The organism is Enterobacter sp. C4G1, assembly GCF_052886895.1.
Genome location: NZ_JBQVVV010000002.1, coordinates 1,068,772 through 1,084,782, shown reverse-complemented (window position 1 = coordinate 1,084,782; position 16,011 = coordinate 1,068,772). Strand labels below are relative to the sequence as shown.

At 54.1% G+C, this 16,011-nt stretch carries 18 protein-coding genes; 10 read left to right on the top strand and 8 right to left on the bottom strand.

Annotated elements, in window-relative coordinates:
- Nucleotides 1-59: 59 nt before the first annotated feature.
- Nucleotides 60-638: a CoA pyrophosphatase gene (locus ACT9TW_RS19165; protein ID WP_014070648.1), complete on the bottom strand. Its 579-nt coding sequence runs from the start codon at nucleotides 636-638 to the stop codon at nucleotides 60-62.
- A gap of 3 nt (nucleotides 639-641) precedes the next feature.
- Nucleotides 642-2,000, bottom strand: coding sequence for an aminodeoxychorismate synthase component 1 (gene pabB / locus ACT9TW_RS19160; RefSeq protein ID WP_446493856.1), 1,359 nt, complete (start codon nucleotides 1,998-2,000; stop codon nucleotides 642-644).
- 61 nt (nucleotides 2,001-2,061) lie between these two features.
- On the opposite strand from pabB, the gene ACT9TW_RS19155 reads away from it, so the two are divergent.
- Nucleotides 2,062-2,247 carry a YoaH family protein gene (locus ACT9TW_RS19155; RefSeq protein ID WP_182061461.1) on the top strand — a complete coding sequence of 62 codons (186 nt, stop codon included), beginning with the start codon at nucleotides 2,062-2,064 and terminating at the stop codon, nucleotides 2,245-2,247.
- Nucleotides 2,248-2,253: 6 nt separating this feature from the next.
- Here the strand turns inward: ACT9TW_RS19155 and ACT9TW_RS19150 are convergent, their stop codons facing one another.
- Nucleotides 2,254-2,598: a RidA family protein gene (locus tag ACT9TW_RS19150; protein ID WP_446493394.1), complete on the bottom strand. Its 345-nt coding sequence runs from the start codon at nucleotides 2,596-2,598 to the stop codon at nucleotides 2,254-2,256.
- Nucleotides 2,599-2,730: 132 nt separating this feature from the next.
- Here ACT9TW_RS19150 and ACT9TW_RS19145 point away from each other — a divergent pair, with 132 nt between their 5' ends.
- The 5 genes from ACT9TW_RS19145 to rnd all read left to right on the top strand — a co-directional run bounded on the left by ACT9TW_RS19145 (nucleotide 2,731) and on the right by rnd (nucleotide 9,110).
- Entirely contained in the window at nucleotides 2,731-4,641 is a 1,911-nt protein-coding gene (locus ACT9TW_RS19145) for an ATP-dependent DNA helicase (protein WP_182061459.1), read from the top strand.
- A gap of 66 nt (nucleotides 4,642-4,707) precedes the next feature.
- Nucleotides 4,708-5,403, top strand: coding sequence for a tRNA (adenosine(37)-N6)-threonylcarbamoyltransferase complex dimerization subunit type 1 TsaB (gene tsaB, locus ACT9TW_RS19140; RefSeq protein ID WP_446493393.1), 696 nt, complete (start codon nucleotides 4,708-4,710; stop codon nucleotides 5,401-5,403).
- 37 nt (nucleotides 5,404-5,440) lie between these two features.
- Complete coding sequence (locus ACT9TW_RS19135) at nucleotides 5,441-6,022, top strand: Slp family lipoprotein (RefSeq protein ID WP_182061457.1); 582 nt, start codon at nucleotides 5,441-5,443, stop codon at nucleotides 6,020-6,022.
- Nucleotides 6,023-6,225: 203 nt separating this feature from the next.
- The gene (fadD, locus tag ACT9TW_RS19130) at nucleotides 6,226-7,911 is read left to right on the top strand and encodes a long-chain-fatty-acid--CoA ligase FadD (RefSeq protein ID WP_331410898.1); all 1,686 of its coding nucleotides are present in this window, start codon (nucleotides 6,226-6,228) and stop codon (nucleotides 7,909-7,911) included.
- 83 nt (nucleotides 7,912-7,994) lie between these two features.
- The gene (gene rnd / locus ACT9TW_RS19125; protein WP_182063595.1) at nucleotides 7,995-9,110 is read left to right on the top strand and encodes a ribonuclease D; all 1,116 of its coding nucleotides are present in this window, start codon (nucleotides 7,995-7,997) and stop codon (nucleotides 9,108-9,110) included.
- Between the two features lie 82 nt (nucleotides 9,111-9,192).
- On the opposite strand, the gene minE is transcribed toward rnd, so the two are convergent.
- From minE to minC, 3 genes are read right to left on the bottom strand one after another with little or no spacing between them, the layout of a single operon-like run.
- The gene (minE, locus tag ACT9TW_RS19120; protein WP_003859937.1) at nucleotides 9,193-9,459 is read right to left on the bottom strand and encodes a cell division topological specificity factor MinE; all 267 of its coding nucleotides are present in this window, start codon (nucleotides 9,457-9,459) and stop codon (nucleotides 9,193-9,195) included.
- A 3-nt stretch (nucleotides 9,460-9,462) separates the two neighbouring features.
- Nucleotides 9,463-10,275 (bottom strand): septum site-determining protein MinD, encoded by an 813-nt coding sequence (gene minD, locus ACT9TW_RS19115; RefSeq protein WP_182061455.1) that lies wholly within the window; start codon nucleotides 10,273-10,275, stop codon nucleotides 9,463-9,465.
- A gap of 23 nt (nucleotides 10,276-10,298) precedes the next feature.
- Nucleotides 10,299-11,006 carry a septum site-determining protein MinC gene (gene minC / locus ACT9TW_RS19110; RefSeq protein ID WP_446493392.1) on the bottom strand — a complete coding sequence of 236 codons (708 nt, stop codon included), beginning with the start codon at nucleotides 11,004-11,006 and terminating at the stop codon, nucleotides 10,299-10,301.
- A 124-nt stretch (nucleotides 11,007-11,130) separates the two neighbouring features.
- Between minC and ACT9TW_RS19105 the strand changes: the two genes are divergently transcribed.
- The 3 genes from ACT9TW_RS19105 (at nucleotide 11,131) to ACT9TW_RS19095 (ending at nucleotide 12,647) form a co-directional block, all read left to right on the top strand.
- A complete protein-coding gene (locus ACT9TW_RS19105; protein ID WP_182063594.1) occupies nucleotides 11,131-11,406 on the top strand; it encodes a YcgL domain-containing protein in 276 nt (91 codons plus the stop codon).
- A gap of 47 nt (nucleotides 11,407-11,453) precedes the next feature.
- Nucleotides 11,454-12,113, top strand: coding sequence for a fumarylacetoacetate hydrolase family protein (locus tag ACT9TW_RS19100; RefSeq protein WP_446493391.1), 660 nt, complete (start codon nucleotides 11,454-11,456; stop codon nucleotides 12,111-12,113).
- Between the two features lie 93 nt (nucleotides 12,114-12,206).
- On the top strand, nucleotides 12,207-12,647 hold the full coding sequence (locus ACT9TW_RS19095; protein WP_217186477.1) for a YcgN family cysteine cluster protein: 441 nt from the start codon (nucleotides 12,207-12,209) through the stop codon (nucleotides 12,645-12,647).
- Nucleotides 12,648-12,770: 123 nt separating this feature from the next.
- Here the strand turns inward: ACT9TW_RS19095 and dsbB are convergent, their stop codons facing one another.
- Both dsbB and nhaB read right to left on the bottom strand, forming a co-directional pair.
- The gene (gene dsbB / locus ACT9TW_RS19090; protein ID WP_014070634.1) at nucleotides 12,771-13,301 is read right to left on the bottom strand and encodes a disulfide bond formation protein DsbB; all 531 of its coding nucleotides are present in this window, start codon (nucleotides 13,299-13,301) and stop codon (nucleotides 12,771-12,773) included.
- A gap of 143 nt (nucleotides 13,302-13,444) precedes the next feature.
- Nucleotides 13,445-14,983 (bottom strand): Na(+)/H(+) antiporter NhaB, encoded by a 1,539-nt coding sequence (gene nhaB, locus ACT9TW_RS19085; RefSeq protein ID WP_315686027.1) that lies wholly within the window; start codon nucleotides 14,981-14,983, stop codon nucleotides 13,445-13,447.
- Between the two features lie 200 nt (nucleotides 14,984-15,183).
- Between nhaB and fadR the strand changes: the two genes are divergently transcribed.
- On the top strand, nucleotides 15,184-15,903 hold the full coding sequence (fadR, locus tag ACT9TW_RS19080; protein ID WP_182061450.1) for a fatty acid metabolism transcriptional regulator FadR: 720 nt from the start codon (nucleotides 15,184-15,186) through the stop codon (nucleotides 15,901-15,903).
- The last annotated feature ends 108 nt before the right edge of the window (nucleotides 15,904-16,011 follow it).

Sequence of the window (16,011 nt, the reverse complement as noted above, 5' to 3'; positions counted from 1 at the left end):
TGCTAATAGCGCGACAGCGATCGCAAACCTGGCGGAAAAGGGTGGAATGTAAAGTATAGTCAAGGCTTCAGGCCGATTTGCAGCGCCAGCTCACGAATGATACCCGCCGTCATGCCCCAGACAAAATAATGCTGATACCAGGAGAGCCACACACGGTGAGCATGTCCACGGCGCTGAATATCCAGAGGATGATAGCGACCAAGACGAAGGGCCTCTTCCAGCGGCATTTCAAATACCGCAGAGACTTCATCCACGCTGGCGTGATACTGAAGGTCGGGGGGAATGATGCCCACCACCGGCGTGACCTGAAAGCCCGTTACGCTGTCGACCGGCGGCAAAACTCCAATAATTTCAACAGACTCAGGCGGGATGGCAACCTCTTCCTGTGCTTCACGCAGCGCCGCGGCAATTAATGACGCATCAGTGCTGTCAACCGCACCGCCCGGAAACGCGACCTGCCCGGCGTGCTTGCGCAAGTGCGGTGAACGCTGAGTGAGCAATAAGCCCGGGTGTTCGCGCCGCACAACCGGGATCAGCACGGCAGCCTGACGGTTGTTCAGCGTTTCGCGGCGCGTCTGCGGACGCAAAAGCTGGAATCGCGACAAAAAATCATCCAGCGTCAGGTTATCTTTCTCCACCCGTTAGTTCTCCAGTTGTTTCAGGATACGGTTAACTTTATCAAAGGTTTCCTGATATTCCGCCTCAACCTGGCTGTCAGCAACGATGCCTCCTCCGGCAGAGCAATACAGTGTTCCCTCACAGGCCGTCAGGGTGCGGATCGTAATGCTGGTGTCCATTGTGCCGCACAGGCTCACATACCCAATACTGCCGCACCATGCGTTACGACGGTGAGGCTCCAGCTCATCGATAATTTCCATCGCCCGCACCTTTGGCGCTCCGGTGATTGAGCCACCCGGAAATGCGGCACGCAGCAGGTCGCAAGCGGTGCGCGAGTCCGGCAGGTGCGCGGTAATGGTACTGACCAAATGATGTACGGCCGGGAAGGGTTCGACAACAAATAGCTCAGGTACGCGCACGCTACCCGGCTCGGCAACACGGCCAATATCGTTACGCATCAAATCCACAATCATCAGATTCTCAGCCCGGTCTTTCGGGGAAGCGGCGAGTTTTTCTGCCTGCTGATGGTCGGCGACAGGGTCGGTAAGACGCGGTAGCGTACCTTTAATTGGCCGGGTCTGAATGGTCCCTTCCGCCAGATGAATAAAACGTTCCGGCGACAGGCTTAAAATCGCGCCATGTTCAAGGCGCAGGAACGCGCTGAAAGGTGCCTTATTGCTGGCATTTAGACGGGTAAACGCCTGCCACTCATCCCCCTGATACGTCGCCTGGAAACGCTGCGCAAGGTTGACCTGATAACAGTCGCCGCTTTGCAAATACGCCTGAACGCTGGCGAATTTATCCGCGTATTCCTGCGCCGTCATATTCGAACGCCACCCGGAAGTAAGGCGAAAATCGCGACTGGCGACAGGCGTTTGCGCGTCGAGCCAGGCGCGGCGTTGCGCGATATCAGTATGACTTAACAGGGAAACGACCTGTTTGCGGTGATCAACAATGATTGCCCAGTCATACAGCCCCACGGCCATGTCCGGCAGGGCAATATCCTGCTTTGCGAGGTCCGGCAGCGTTTCGAAACGGCGACCTAAATCATAGCCAAATAAGCCCAGAGCACCGCCCTGGAATGGCAGGTCGGGGTTTGCTGGCGCGTGTAAGTCCAGTGAATCGAGAGCCTGCTGAAGCAGGAGGAGCGGGTCATCAGTGGAGGTCTGAACATCAGCCAGGGATACCGTCGTGGTGTCACCCTGCGTCACCAGCGTACCCCGCGGGTCGGCCACCAGAATATCAAAGCGGCTATAGGGGTGGTCTGCGTGGCCGGAGTGCAGCAGCATCGCAAAAGGAAGATGGCTCAGACGGGCAAACCAAAATTCAGCAGCGTCTGTACGCCAGGGCAAGATAATAACAGTGGGGAAGCGCATGTTCATGTGTGGCATACTACCGGGCAGCGTGAAATAATTAGCGCGAATAATTTAGCAGGAGTTGACGATGTTTGCAGGTTTACCTTCTCTGAGCCACGAGCAACAGCAGAAAGCTGTAGAGCGCATTCAGGAACTGATGACCCAGGGCATGAGCAGCGGCGAGGCGATAACCGTTGTCGCGCAGGAAATTCGCGCCAGTCATACCGGCGAGCGGATCGTGGCGCGATTTGAAGACGAAGATGAAGAAGAGTAATCGGGCTTAGGCAGCCGCGATAATCTTGATCTCAACCTTATATTCCGGTTTCATCAACGTGGCCTGTACGGTACAGCGTACAGGCGCGTGACCCGCCACTACCCACGCATCCCAGGCTTTGTTCATCGCCGCAAAATCCTCTTTATTCGCCAGGAAAATGGTCGCATCCAGAATGCGGGACTTGTCGCTGCCTTGCTTGACCAGTACGGCATCAATTTGCGCCAGCGTGTTGGCCGTCTGTTCGAAAGCGTCTGCATCCAGGTTTGCCGGCACGCCGGTGTAGTACAACGTCTGGTTATGGATAACCACATCAGACCAGCGGGCTTCGGCATCAATGCGCACAATTGTCATAAACGTTTCCTCGTTATTTTTCGTATCAGGCGGCAAGACTGCCATATTGTTCTCCCCTCGTCACTATTTGGGGTGGCACTGGCGAGAGCGGGCTGACATAATCCCTGTGTAAAAATACAGTGAGAGAGCACCGTGGCAGACGATTTTTCAGCAGATGGTCAGTTAGCGCAGGCGATCCCCGGCTTTAAGCCGCGTGAACCTCAGCGCCATATGGCGCACGCCGTTGCGCACGCAATCGACAATGCACAACCGCTGGTGGTGGAGGCAGGTACTGGAACCGGTAAAACCTACGCTTATCTGGCCCCGGCGCTGCGTGCAAAAAAGAAAGTGATCATCTCCACGGGATCTAAAGCGTTACAGGATCAGCTCTATAGCCGCGATCTGCCCACGGTGGCTAAGGCACTGAAATACAAAGGGCGACTGGCATTGCTGAAAGGTCGCTCCAACTACCTTTGCCTTGAGCGTCTGGAACAGCAGGCGCTGGCCGGGGGCGATCTCCCGGTACAAACACTGAGTGATGTCATCATCCTGCGGGCGTGGGCGAATCAGACCGAAGACGGAGATATCAGCACCTGTGCGAGCGTGGCGGAAGACTCGCAGGCTTGGCCGCTGGTGACGAGCACCAACGATAACTGCCTTGGCAGCGACTGCCCGCTGTATAAAGACTGTTTTGTGGTAAAGGCGCGTAAAACGGCAATGGATGCGGATGTGGTGGTGGTAAACCATCATCTGTTTCTGGCGGATATGGTGGTGAAGGACAGCGGGTTTGGTGAGCTGATCCCGGAAGCCGACGTCATGATCTTCGATGAAGCACATCAACTGCCCGATATTGCCAGCCAGTATTTTGGTCAGTCGATCTCCAGTCGTCAGCTTCTGGACCTGGCGAAAGATTTCACCATTGCCTATCGCACAGAGTTAAAAGATACCCAACAGCTGCAAAAATGTGCCGACCGTCTGGCACAAAGTGCGCAGGATTTCCGCTTACAGCTCGGGGAGCCGGGTTATCGCGGTAACCTGCGCGAGCTGCTGGCCGATAAAAATATCCAGCGCGCATTGCTGTTGCTGGATGATTCGCTGGAGCTTTGCTACGACGTGGCAAAACTGTCGCTTGGGCGCTCCGCGTTGCTTGACGCCGCTTTTGAGCGCGCGGCTGTGTACCGTGGCCGTCTGAAACGACTCAAAGAGATCAACCAGCCAGGATTCAGTTACTGGTACGAATGCACTTCACGCCATTTCACCCTGGCCTTGACGCCTTTAACCGTGGCGGATAAATTCAAAGAGGTGATGGCACAAAAGCCGGGGAGCTGGATTTTTACCTCGGCAACGCTGTCGGTGAATGACGATTTACACCACTTCACCGAACGTCTGGGAATTGAGCAGGCCGAATCCCTGCTGCTGCCAAGCCCGTTTGATTACGAAAAACAGGCGCTGCTCTGTGTGCCGCGCAATCTGCCGCTGCCAAACCAGCCCGGTGCCGCACGCCACCTGGCGGCGATGCTGAAGCCGATGATCGAAGCCAATAATGGCCGCTGCTTTATGCTCTGTACCTCCCACGCCATGATGCGCGACCTTGCGGAACAGTTCCGCGCCACCATGACTTTACCGGTACTGCTCCAGGGGGAAACCAGTAAAGGGCAACTGCTGCAACAGTTTGTCAGCGCCGGTAATGCCCTGCTGGTGGCAACCAGCAGTTTCTGGGAAGGCGTAGACGTGCGCGGTGATACGCTCTCACTGGTTATTATCGATAAACTGCCGTTTACCTCGCCGGACGATCCATTACTCAAAGCGCGTATGGAAGACTGCCGCCTGCGTGGCGGCGATCCCTTTGACGAGGTGCAACTGCCTGATGCGGTGATTACCCTGAAGCAAGGGGTAGGGCGTCTTATTCGCGATGTCACCGACCGTGGCGTGCTGGTTATCTGCGACAACCGGCTGGTGATGCGCCCGTATGGTGCCACTTTCCTGGCAAGCCTGCCGCCCGCGCCGCGTACGCGGGACATTAAACGCGCGGTTCGGTTCCTCGCGAACCCAACAGCGGAGTAATTTGCTCCGGGGTGTGCTAAAATGTGCGCCATTTTGTGACTGACCATTGCGAGAGCGCGACGACTCATGCGAATTCTGGCTATTGATACCGCCACAGAGGCCTGTTCTGTTGCCCTGTGGAACGACGGTGCTATCTGTGCTCATTTCGAAGAGTGCCCACGAGAACATACCCAACGGATCCTGCCGCTGGTAAAAGAGATCCTCACCAAGGGCAATACCACCTTAACTCACCTTGATGCGCTGGCCTACGGCCGTGGCCCGGGCAGTTTTACGGGCGTACGTATCGGTATCGGCATTGCGCAGGGGCTGGCCCTGGGCGCAGAACTGCCGATGATCGGTGTTTCTACACTGGCAACCATGGCGCAGGGCGCATGGCGCATGACCGGTGCAACGCGCGTGCTGGCGGCAATTGACGCACGTATGGGTGAAGTTTACTGGGCGGAATATACCCGCGACGAAAACGGCGTCTGGCACGGTGAAGAGACTGAAGCGGTACTCAAACCGGAAGCAGTAACCGAACGTCTGCAACAGCTCTCAGGCGAATGGGCAACGGTAGGTACCGGCTGGCCAGCATGGCCGGAAATGGCGAACGATACCGGCGTGACGCTGGTAGACGGCAACATGCTTCTGCCTGCCGCGGAAGACATGTTACCTATCGCTTGCCAACTGCTCGGCGCAGGAAAAACCGTTGCAGTTGAACAAGCTGAACCAGTTTATTTGCGAAACACGGTCGCGTGGAAGAAACTTCCGGGCCGCGAGTGAATCTCAGTAACAGGAACTGAGAAAAAGGAGTCGCACCATGGCGGTTCAAACTAAAGTAGTACGTCTGATGATGGCGGGTATTGTTGCCGCAGCGCTGAGCGGGTGCGTTACCGTTCCTGATGTGATCAAGGGAACAAGCCCAACACCGCAGCAGGATCTGGTGCGCGTAATGAATGCGCCTGAGCTCTATGTTGGCCAGGAAGCGCGTTTTGGCGGTAAGGTGGTTGAAGTCTTAAACCAGCAAGGGAAAACCCGCCTGGAAATAGCCACCGTCCCTCTGGATAGCGGCGCAAGACCGGTCCTGGGTGAGGCCTCGCGCGGGCGTATCTATGCTGACGTCAGCGGCTTCCTCGACCCGGTTGATTTTCGCGGACAACTGGTGACTGTTGTCGGCCCCATTACCGGCACGGTACAGGGCAAAATCGGCAGTACGTCGTATAAATTCATGACCATGCAGGTAAACGGCTATAAACGCTGGCGGCTTGAGCAGCAGGTCATAATGCCACCACAGCCTATTGATCCGTGGATGTGGGGCCCACATCCATACCGTTACGGCTATCCAGGATGGGGCTGGTATAACCCAGGACCTGCACATGTTCAGACCGTTGTAACCGAGTAACTAACTGTTATATATAGGAAATAGACAGCGGCTCAGCCGCTGTCTCTGTTTTTTTACGGATAAAACTAAAAAAAAGAGTGACGCGCTTCGCAACCTTAAATCTGAACAATTAATAAACTGGTACGCTGAGTTAATATAATGTTAACAAACTGTTTATTATCGGGGTTGTGATGACGACGAACACTCATTTCAGAGGTGATGCATTGAAGAAGGTTTGGCTTAACCGTTATCCCGCAGATGTTCCTGCGGAGATCAATCCTGACCGTTATCAATCCCTGATTGAATTATTTGAGAATTCAGTTGCGCGTTATGCCGATCAGCCTGCGTTCGTGAATATGGGCGAGGTGATGACGTTCCGTAAGCTTGAGGAACGTAGCCGTGCATTCGCGGCTTATTTACAGCAAGGGTTAGGGCTGCAAAAAGGGGATCGCGTTGCGTTAATGATGCCGAACCTGTTGCAGTATCCAGTGGCGTTATTTGGCATCCTGCGTGCCGGGATGATTGTGGTCAACGTTAACCCGCTGTACACCCCACGCGAGCTGGAGCACCAGTTAAACGACAGCGGCGCTGCGGCGATTGTGATTGTCTCTAACTTTGCCCATACCCTCGAGAAAATAGTCGAAAAGACTCAGGTTAAACACGTCATTCTGACCCGCATGGGCGATCAGCTTTCCACCGCCAAAGGGACGCTGGTTAACTTTGTTGTGAAATACGTCAAACGCCTGGTGCCGAAATACCACCTGCCGGATGCCATCTCCTTCCGCCGTGCGCTTCATGCAGGCTACCGGATGCAATACGTTAAGCCGGAAGTGGTTGCGGAAGACCTGGCATTTCTGCAATACACCGGCGGTACGACGGGTGTGGCAAAAGGAGCCATGCTGACGCACCGCAATATGCTGGCAAACCTCGAACAGGTTAATGCGACCTATGGGCCATTGCTTCACCGTGGCAAAGAGTTGGTCGTGACGGCACTGCCGCTGTATCACATTTTTGCCCTGACAATGAACTGCCTGCTGTTTATTGAACTGGGTGGACAGAACCTACTGATTACCAACCCGCGCGATATCCCGGGACTGGTCAAAGAGCTGGCAAAATATCCGTTCACGGCCATGACCGGGGTGAATACCCTGTTCAACGCGCTGCTCAATAACAAAGAGTTCCAGCAGCTCGATTTCTCAACGCTGCATCTGTCCGCCGGCGGCGGGATGCCAGTGCAACAGGCCGTTGCCGAACGTTGGGTTAAACTCACCGGTCAGTATCTTCTGGAAGGTTACGGCCTGACGGAATGTGCTCCGCTGGTCAGCGTAAACCCGCATGATATCGACTACCACAGTGGCAGTATCGGGCTGCCTGTTCCGTCGACGGAAGCCAGACTGGTTGACGACGACGATAACGAAGTCGAACCCGGTCAACCCGGTGAGTTATGTGTGAAAGGCCCGCAGGTAATGCTGGGTTACTGGCAGCGCCCGGACGCCACGGATGAGATAATCAAAAATGGCTGGCTGCACACCGGTGATATCGCCGTAATGGATGAAGAGGGCTTCCTGCGCATCGTTGACCGTAAGAAAGACATGATCCTGGTGTCCGGTTTTAACGTTTATCCGAACGAAATTGAAGACGTGGTCATGCAGCACTCCGGCGTGCAGGAAGTGGCGGCTGTGGGTGTCCCTTCCGGCAGCAGCGGTGAAGCGGTGAAGATTTTTGTGGTCAAAAAAGATGCATCGCTTAGCGAAGAGGAGCTTATTACCTTCTGCCGCCGCCAGTTAACGGGCTATAAAGTGCCGAAGCTGGTTGAGTTTCGCGATGAGCTGCCGAAATCCAACGTCGGGAAGATATTACGACGAGAATTACGTGACGAAGCCCGTGCCAAAGTGGACAATAAGGCATGAGCTTCACGCTAATCGCCCAGACGCCGGTTTAGCCGGCGTTTTTTATGGGTGCAAACAAAAGAGAATCCGTTTTGAATTACCAGATGATCACCACCAACGACGAGCTGGCTTCGCTGTGCGAGGTTACGCGTGACTTTCCAGCCATCGCGCTGGATACCGAGTTTGTCCGCACCCGAACGTACTACCCGCAGCTGGGTTTGATTCAGATGTACGACGGTAAACATGTTTCACTTATCGATCCGCTTGGTATTACCGACTGGTCGCCGATGCGTGAGCTGCTGCTGGATACTGGCGTCACCAAATACCTGCACGCCGGCAGTGAAGATCTGGAAGTGTTTCTCAACACCTTTGGCATCATGCCGCAACCCCTGATTGATACGCAGATCCTGGCGGCATTCAGCAATCGTCCACTCTCATGGGGCTTTGCGGCAATGGTTGAGGAGTACACGGGTATCGCGCTGGATAAAAGCGAATCCCGTACCGACTGGCTGGCGCGCCCGTTAACCGAACGTCAGCTGGAATATGCTGCAGCAGACGTGTTTTACCTGCTGCCGATTGCCGGCCAACTGATGAAAGAAGCTGAAGCCTCTGGCTGGTTGCCTGCGGCGCTGGACGAGTGTCGCATGACACAGCAGCGTCGTCAGGAAGTGGTCTCTCCGAAAGAGGCCTGGCGCGATATCAGCAACGCATGGCAGCTGCGTACGCGTCAGCTGGCCTGTTTGCAGTTGCTGGCCGACTGGCGCCTGCGTAAAGCGCGCGAGCGCGATCTGGCCGTTAACTTTGTGGTTCGTGAAGAACATCTCTGGGCGGTTGCGCGTTATATGCCAGGTAGCATGGGCGAGCTGGACAGCATTGGCCTTTCCGGGAGCGAGATCCGTTTCCACGGTAAAACCCTGCTGGCGCTGGTGGAAAAAGCTCAGCAAACGCCGGATGACGCGCTGCCTGAACCGCTGTTGAATCTGATGGACATGCCGGGTTACCGCAAGGCATTCAAAGACATTAAGGCACTGGTGCAGGACGTTGCAACTGAGAGCAAACTCGGTGCTGAATTGCTGGCGTCGCGTCGTCAGATCAATCAGTTGCTGAACTGGCACTGGAAGCTGAAAACACAGAATGGATTGCCGGAAATGATGGCAGGCTGGCGCGGGGAACTGATGGCCGATCGCCTGAATACGCTGCTGGAAGGGTATCCGCGATAAAATATGCCGGGTCATGAAACCATGCCCGGAATATCTCCCCGGTGGCGCTAGCGCTTACCGGGGCTACAAAAACAAAACCTGATTAACGTGACTCTTCCGCTTCTGGTAGCGTAACGTTCAGCTCCAGAATCGAAATATCCCCGTCTTTTTGTTCCAACTGTACGGTGACCATTTCCGGGTCAATCTGCACATACTTACAGATCACTTCCAGGATGTCCTTGCGCAGCTGCGGCAGGTAATGTGGCTCGGCGTCACTACGACGACGCTCCGCAACGATGATTTGCAGACGCTCTTTAGCGATGTTGGCGGTGCTTTTTTTCCGCGAGAGAAAAAAGTCCAGTAATGCCATAACTTATCCTCCGAACAGGCGTTTGAGGAAACCTTTCTTCTCTTCTTCAATGAAGCGGAAAGGACGTTCTTCTCCCAGCAGACGATCAACGGTATCGGCGTAAGCTTTACCTGCGTCTGCCATCGTATCCAGAATAACCGGCTCACCCTGGTTAGAGGCGCGTAACACGGATTGGTCTTCCGGGATGACACCCACCAGTTTAATGCGCAGGATCTCCAGCACGTCTTCCATGCTCAGCATATCACCTTTGTTCACGCGACCCGGGTTGTAACGGGTCAGCAGCAGGTGCTCTTTGATTGGGTCTTGGCCATTTTCCGCACGACGTGATTTAGAGGCGAGGATACCCAGAATTCGGTCAGAGTCACGTACGGACGATACTTCAGGGTTAGTGGTGATGATCGCTTCATCAGCGAAGTAGAGCGCCATCAGTGCACCTGTTTCGATACCGGCAGGGGAGTCGCAAACCACAAAGTCGAACTCCATCTTTTTCAGATCGTCGAGCACCTTTTCCACGCCTTCGCGGGTCAGGGCATCTTTGTCACGCGTCTGAGAGGCCGGGAGAACATAGAGATTCTCGGTGCGTTTATCTTTAATCAGCGCCTGGTTCAGCGTGGCATCGCCCTGAATGACGTTCACAAAGTCATACACCACACGACGCTCACAACCCATAATCAGGTCCAGGTTACGCAGGCCGATATCGAAATCGATAACGACGGTTTTCTTTCCCTTCTGGGCCAAACCAGTAGCGATGGCCGCGCTGGAGGTGGTCTTGCCAACGCCTCCTTTACCCGAAGTAACAACAATAATGCGTGCCATAGAAATTCCTTGTTAAAAAGGGATCAATTCAACGGTTGAACGGTCAACGCGTCGTCTGCCAGTCGCAAACGAGCCGCTTTGCCATAAAATTCGGCTGGGATCTTGTCGCTCAGCCAATATTCACCTGCGATGGAAACCAGTTCCGCCGTCAGGTGAGTACAAAATATTTGTGCATCCCGATCGCCACTTGCACCTGCAAGCGCACGCCCACGCATCATACCGTAGACGTGAATATTGCCATCCGCAATGAGTTCTGCACCGGCGCTGACGTGGCTTGTAACAATCAGATCACAGTTTGGTGCATAAATCCGCTGACCGGAACGAACCGGCACATCAATCAATCGCGTTTTTGTGACAGGTGTAACGTTCTGAACTGGCAGCGGGGGTGTTTGCACGGCAACAGGTGCCGGACGTGGGGCTTTCTCTTTGCCTTCCGTCAGAATGGGTAGCCCTGCGCGGTCAATCTCAGCTTTCAGTTCGGCGTCTTTGCAACCGCTGATGCCGACAATGCGCAGCCCGGTTGATGACACTGCCTGCTGGAGAAGTTTCCAGTTAACAGGGGCATCAAGGCCGCTGACATTGACGACGACGGGGGCGTGCTTCAGAAAAGCAGGAGCCTGCGCGATTTTGTCTTCTAACGCCTGACGAATAACCTCGGGTTTTGCATCATGCAAATGAACCACTGATAAGGTGAAACTACTGCCTTTAAGCTCGATGGGCGTGTTTGACATCCTGGCCTTACTCAATTTGCTATTAACCACAACGCTGTCGTTGCGATATTCCGAAGAGTATCAGGCATGTTATAGTCAGGAGTATATTGAGGCAAGCAACCACCCGAGAATTCAGAGTAAAAACATGTTTTGTGTGATCTATAGAAGTACCAGCCGCGACCAGACCTATCTTTATGTCGAAAAGAAAGACGATTTCTCCCGCGTGCCTGAAGAATTAATGAAGAACTTTGGCCGTCCGCAGCTGGCAATGCTGCTGCCACTGGATGGGCGAAAGAAACTGGTTAATGCCGATCTGGAAAAAGTGAAATCAGCATTAGCTGAACAGGGCTATTATTTACAGCTTCCGCCACCACCCGAGAATTTATTAAAACAGCATCTTGAGGTGAACGGAAAGAAATAGTCCGGCAAGCGTCCGGGCACAACACATCAACCGTTTAGGGGTCGTAAATGTATCAACATCATAACTGGCAAGGTGCATTACTGGATTATCCCGTCAGCAAAGTTGTCTGCGTTGGCAGCAATTATGCGAAACACATTCAGGAAATGGGCAGTGCCATGCCAGAAGAGCCGGTGCTGTTCATTAAACCGGAAACTGCGCTTTGCGACATTCGCCAGCCGCTGGCGTTGCCACAGGGGTTAGGTTCAGTTCATCACGAAGTGGAGCTGGCCGTACTGATTGGCGCAACCCTGCGTCAGGCCTCTGAAGAGCATGTGCAAAAAGCGATTGCTGGCTACGGTGTCGCGCTGGATCTCACGCTGCGTGATGTGCAGGGCAAAATGAAAAAAGCCGGGCAGCCGTGGGAAAAAGCTAAAGGGTTTGATAATTCCTGCCCGATCTCCGGTTTTGTGCCAGTGGGTGAGTTCAGTGCTGACCCGCAGGATACGCCGCTTTCTCTGAAGGTTAACGGTGAATACCGCCAGCAGGGCACCACCGCCGATATGATCCACAAGATCCTGCCGCTGATTGCCTATATGAGCCGTTTCTTTACCCTGAAACCGGGTGATGTGATCCTGACCGGTACGCCAGAAGGTGTTGGCCCGCTAAACAGCGGCGACGAACTGGAAGTCAGTTTTAACGGCCAGTCCTTGAAAACTCGCGTGCTGTAAAAGCAACTTGCCGCCTTCTTCGGGCGGCAAAACTTGCATCAACGTGCCAGACTCGTTATAAGGTGCGCTTTCTTTTGACGTGTGGACATCCCGATGAACGACATCCCTTTCTGGCAAAGCAAAACTCTCGACGAAATGACCGACGAGGAGTGGGAATCGTTGTGCGATGGATGCGGGCAGTGCTGCCTGCATAAGCTGATGGATGAAGACTCGGACGAGATCTATTTCACCAACGTTGCCTGCAAACAGCTGAACATCAAAACCTGCCAGTGCCGTAACTATGAGCGTCGCTTCGAGTTTGAGCCGGACTGCATCAAGTTAACCCGTGATAACCTGCCAACCTTCGAATGGCTGCCGCATACCTGCGCCTATCGTCTGCTGGCGGAAGGTCAGGACCTGCCGAAGTGGCATCCGTTGCTGACGGGGTCAAAAGCGGCGATGCACGGTGAGCGTATTTCCGTGCGCCATATTGCGGTGAAAGAGTCAGAGGTGCGGGACTGGGAAGACCACATCATGAATCATCCCAACCGTTGATACGAAAAAAACCGCCTGGGCGGTTTTTTAATGTGGTGTGCTGCCTGATGCCCTCACCCCAACCCTCTCCCACGGGAGAGGGCGCAAACACTAAAAACGGCAACCGAAGTTGCCGTTTTGCTTTTATCTTCCGAACAAATCGCGTTTCTTCGGTTTGAACGGCTGAGCAATCAGCACCAGTAGCGCCACCACGAAGTAAGCAACAAAAATCCCTACCAGCCACTGAGGCATCTCCAGCGTCAGGAACTCCCACTGACGCACAGAGCAGTCACCGGATGCTACGAACACCTGCGGCAGCCATTTATCCAGCGGCAGCCAGCTCGGGAAGCGGGCGGCAAAATCACAGGTCATAAACGGTGACGGATGCAGTTGCATCATAGTGTGCTGCCAGGACAGCTCAATACCTTTCCAGGCACTGTAAATCCAGATGGCGAGGCCGGCATAGCGAAGCGGGGATTTTGGCGCAATAGCTCCAACCAGACCCGCCCCCATAATACCGAACAGTGCGCAACGTTCGTAGATACACAGCACACAAGGCTTAAGCCCCATAACGTGCTGGAACCACAGAGCGACCATTTCCAGCGCAAAGGCGGTCAGGGCCATTAACAACCACGCTCCGCGACCGCGAGAGCACTGGTTTAAAAATCTCAACATAATCATTTCCCTGGAACATGCTTAGAAAGCGCAGTGTAAACGAATTCATTTCCTGCGCCACCTGTGCCTTGCGAATTAAAGCGTAATCGGATGTTTATCATGCGAAAACGCAAACGGGCAGCGAACTGCCCGATATGCCTGACTTACTGCGCCGCAAGTATACCTGCTTGTAGCAACCAGTGCGTATAGGGAATGAGGGTAATTTTGACGCAAAGCAATCCCACGAGCGTCAGTACCAGCGTGTACGGCAGCGCCATCCATACCATTCTTCCATAAGAAAGTCGTATGAGTGGGGCGAGGGCAGACGTCAGCAGGAATAAAAAGGCCGCCTGTCCGTTCGGTGTCGCAACGGAAGGTAGGTTCGTTCCGGTATTAATGGCGACCGCAAGCAGTTCAAACTGCCCGGCGCTGATAGCCCCATGCTCCATCGCAGCTTTTGCTTCATTGATATACACGGTACCGACAAAGACGTTATCCGAAATAGACGATAACAGGCCGTTAAACAGGTAGAAGAGCGTCAGCTGCGAATCAGGGGCGGCCTGAAGTACGAAAGCGATGATCGGCGTGAACAGCTGCTGGTCAATAATGACCGCCACAACCGCGAAAAATACCGCCAGCAATGCGGTAAACGGAAGAGCTTCGGTAAAGGCTTTGCCTATAGCATGTTCGTCTGTAACGCCGGTAAATGACGTGGCCAGAATAATCACCGACAGGCCGATTAAGCCTACTTCCGCGAGATGGAACGCCAGCGCGGCGATAAGCCAGAGGCCGATAATTCCCTGGGCTATCAGGCGCAATGTTTCCTGTCGGGTGCGCTGGCTGCGACTCTGTTGGTCAAATTTGCGTAACTCCAGGAGTACCGGCTCCGGGAGTTTTGCGCCGTAACCAAAGACGCTGAATTTCTCGACCAGAATGCAGGTGACCAAACCGCAGATAAGCACCGGTACGCTGACAGACGCCATGCGCAGAAAGAACTCGCCGAAATGCCAGCCTGCGGCTTTCGCGATAATCAGGTTTTGCGGTTCGCCGACCATGGTCATCACCCCGCCCAACGCGGTACCGACACCCGCGTGCATCATCAGGCTGCGCAGGAATGCGCGGAACTGCTCCAGCACAACACGATTATGCGCGTCGATGTGGCTGTCGTCCTGCAGGTCATCGCCCTGCCGTGATGAAGCAACACGGTGATAAATGCCGTAAAACCCGACTGCCACGCTTATCACCACCGCGACCACGGTTAGGGCATCGAGAAACGCAGACAAGAAGGCTGCGGCAAGGCAGAAGGAGAGCGACAGCAGCGTTTTCGAAGGAATGCTTAACAGCAGGCGCGTGAAAATAAATAGCAGAAGCTGCTTCATAAAATAGATGCCAGCCACCATAAACATCAGCAGCAGAAGCACTTCAAGATTCGATGCCAGCTCTTCTTTCACATGTTCGGCACTGGTCATACCGATGACAACAGCTTCAAATGCCAGCAAGCCGCCAGGCAATAATGGATAGCATTTCAGCGCCATTGCCAGGGTAAAGATGAACTCTGCAACCAGCAGCCAGCCGGCATAAAAGGGACTGACGATAAAAATGATCGGATTAACAACCAGAAATACCAACAGAGTGAGTTTGTACCAGTCAGGTGACTGGCCTAAAAAATTGCGCCACAGTGCGCGACCAAATGAAATTTCCACGACAGACGTCCTTCCCCGTCAAGACAGCTAAAACATCAGTATACGCAAAATTAGCGCCCGGGAGGACAACAGGCAGTATTGTAAATTTCACAAAAATGAAACGGTGATCCCTCTTTTCTCTTGCTGCCGCGCTACCTGCCGCTTCTGGCCTCTGGTATGATGAGTCCAATTTGCTAAAGCTGTGTAATGGAAATCTCACTATGGTCATTAAGGCGCAGAGCCCGGCGGGTTTCGCGGAAGAGTACATCATTGAAAGCATCTGGAATAACCGTTTCCCTGCGGGATCAATTCTTCCTGCTGAACGCGAACTCTCTGAACTGATTGGTGTCACCCGTACCACGTTGCGAGAAGTTCTTCAGCGACTGGCGCGTGATGGCTGGTTGACGATTCAGCACGGCAAGCCAACAAAAGTAAACAACTTCTGGGAAACGTCCGGGCTGAATATTCTCGAAACGCTCGCGCGTCTTGATCACGAAAGCGTGCCACAGCTGATTGATAACCTGCTGTCTGTTCGTACCAACATTGCCACCATCTTTATCCGTACAGCGTTCCGCCAGCACCCGGACAACGCGCTGGAAGTGCTGGAAAGCGCAAAAGCAGTTGAAGATCATGCCGATGCCTTTGCCACCCTCGATTACAACGTATTCCGTGGGCTGGCGTTTGCATCTGGTAACCCGATTTATGGCCTGATCCTCAATGGCATGAAAGGGCTGTACACCCGCATTGGTCGTCACTATTTTGCGAACCCGGAAGCCCGTAGCCTGGCACTGGGGTTCTATCACAAGCTGAGCGAGCTGTGCACATCGGGTCAGCACGATCAGGTTTATGAAACCGTGCGTCGCTATGGTCACGACTCCGGCGAGATCTGGCACCGGATGCAGAAAACGCTGCCAGGCGACCTGGTTATCCAGGGCCGCTAAAATAAAAAACCTCTCGCTTGAGAGGTTTTTTTCGCCCGGTGGCGCTTCGCTTACCGGGCCTACAAAACCCGTAGGCCGGGTAAGGCGTAGCCGCCACCCGGCAAAAAA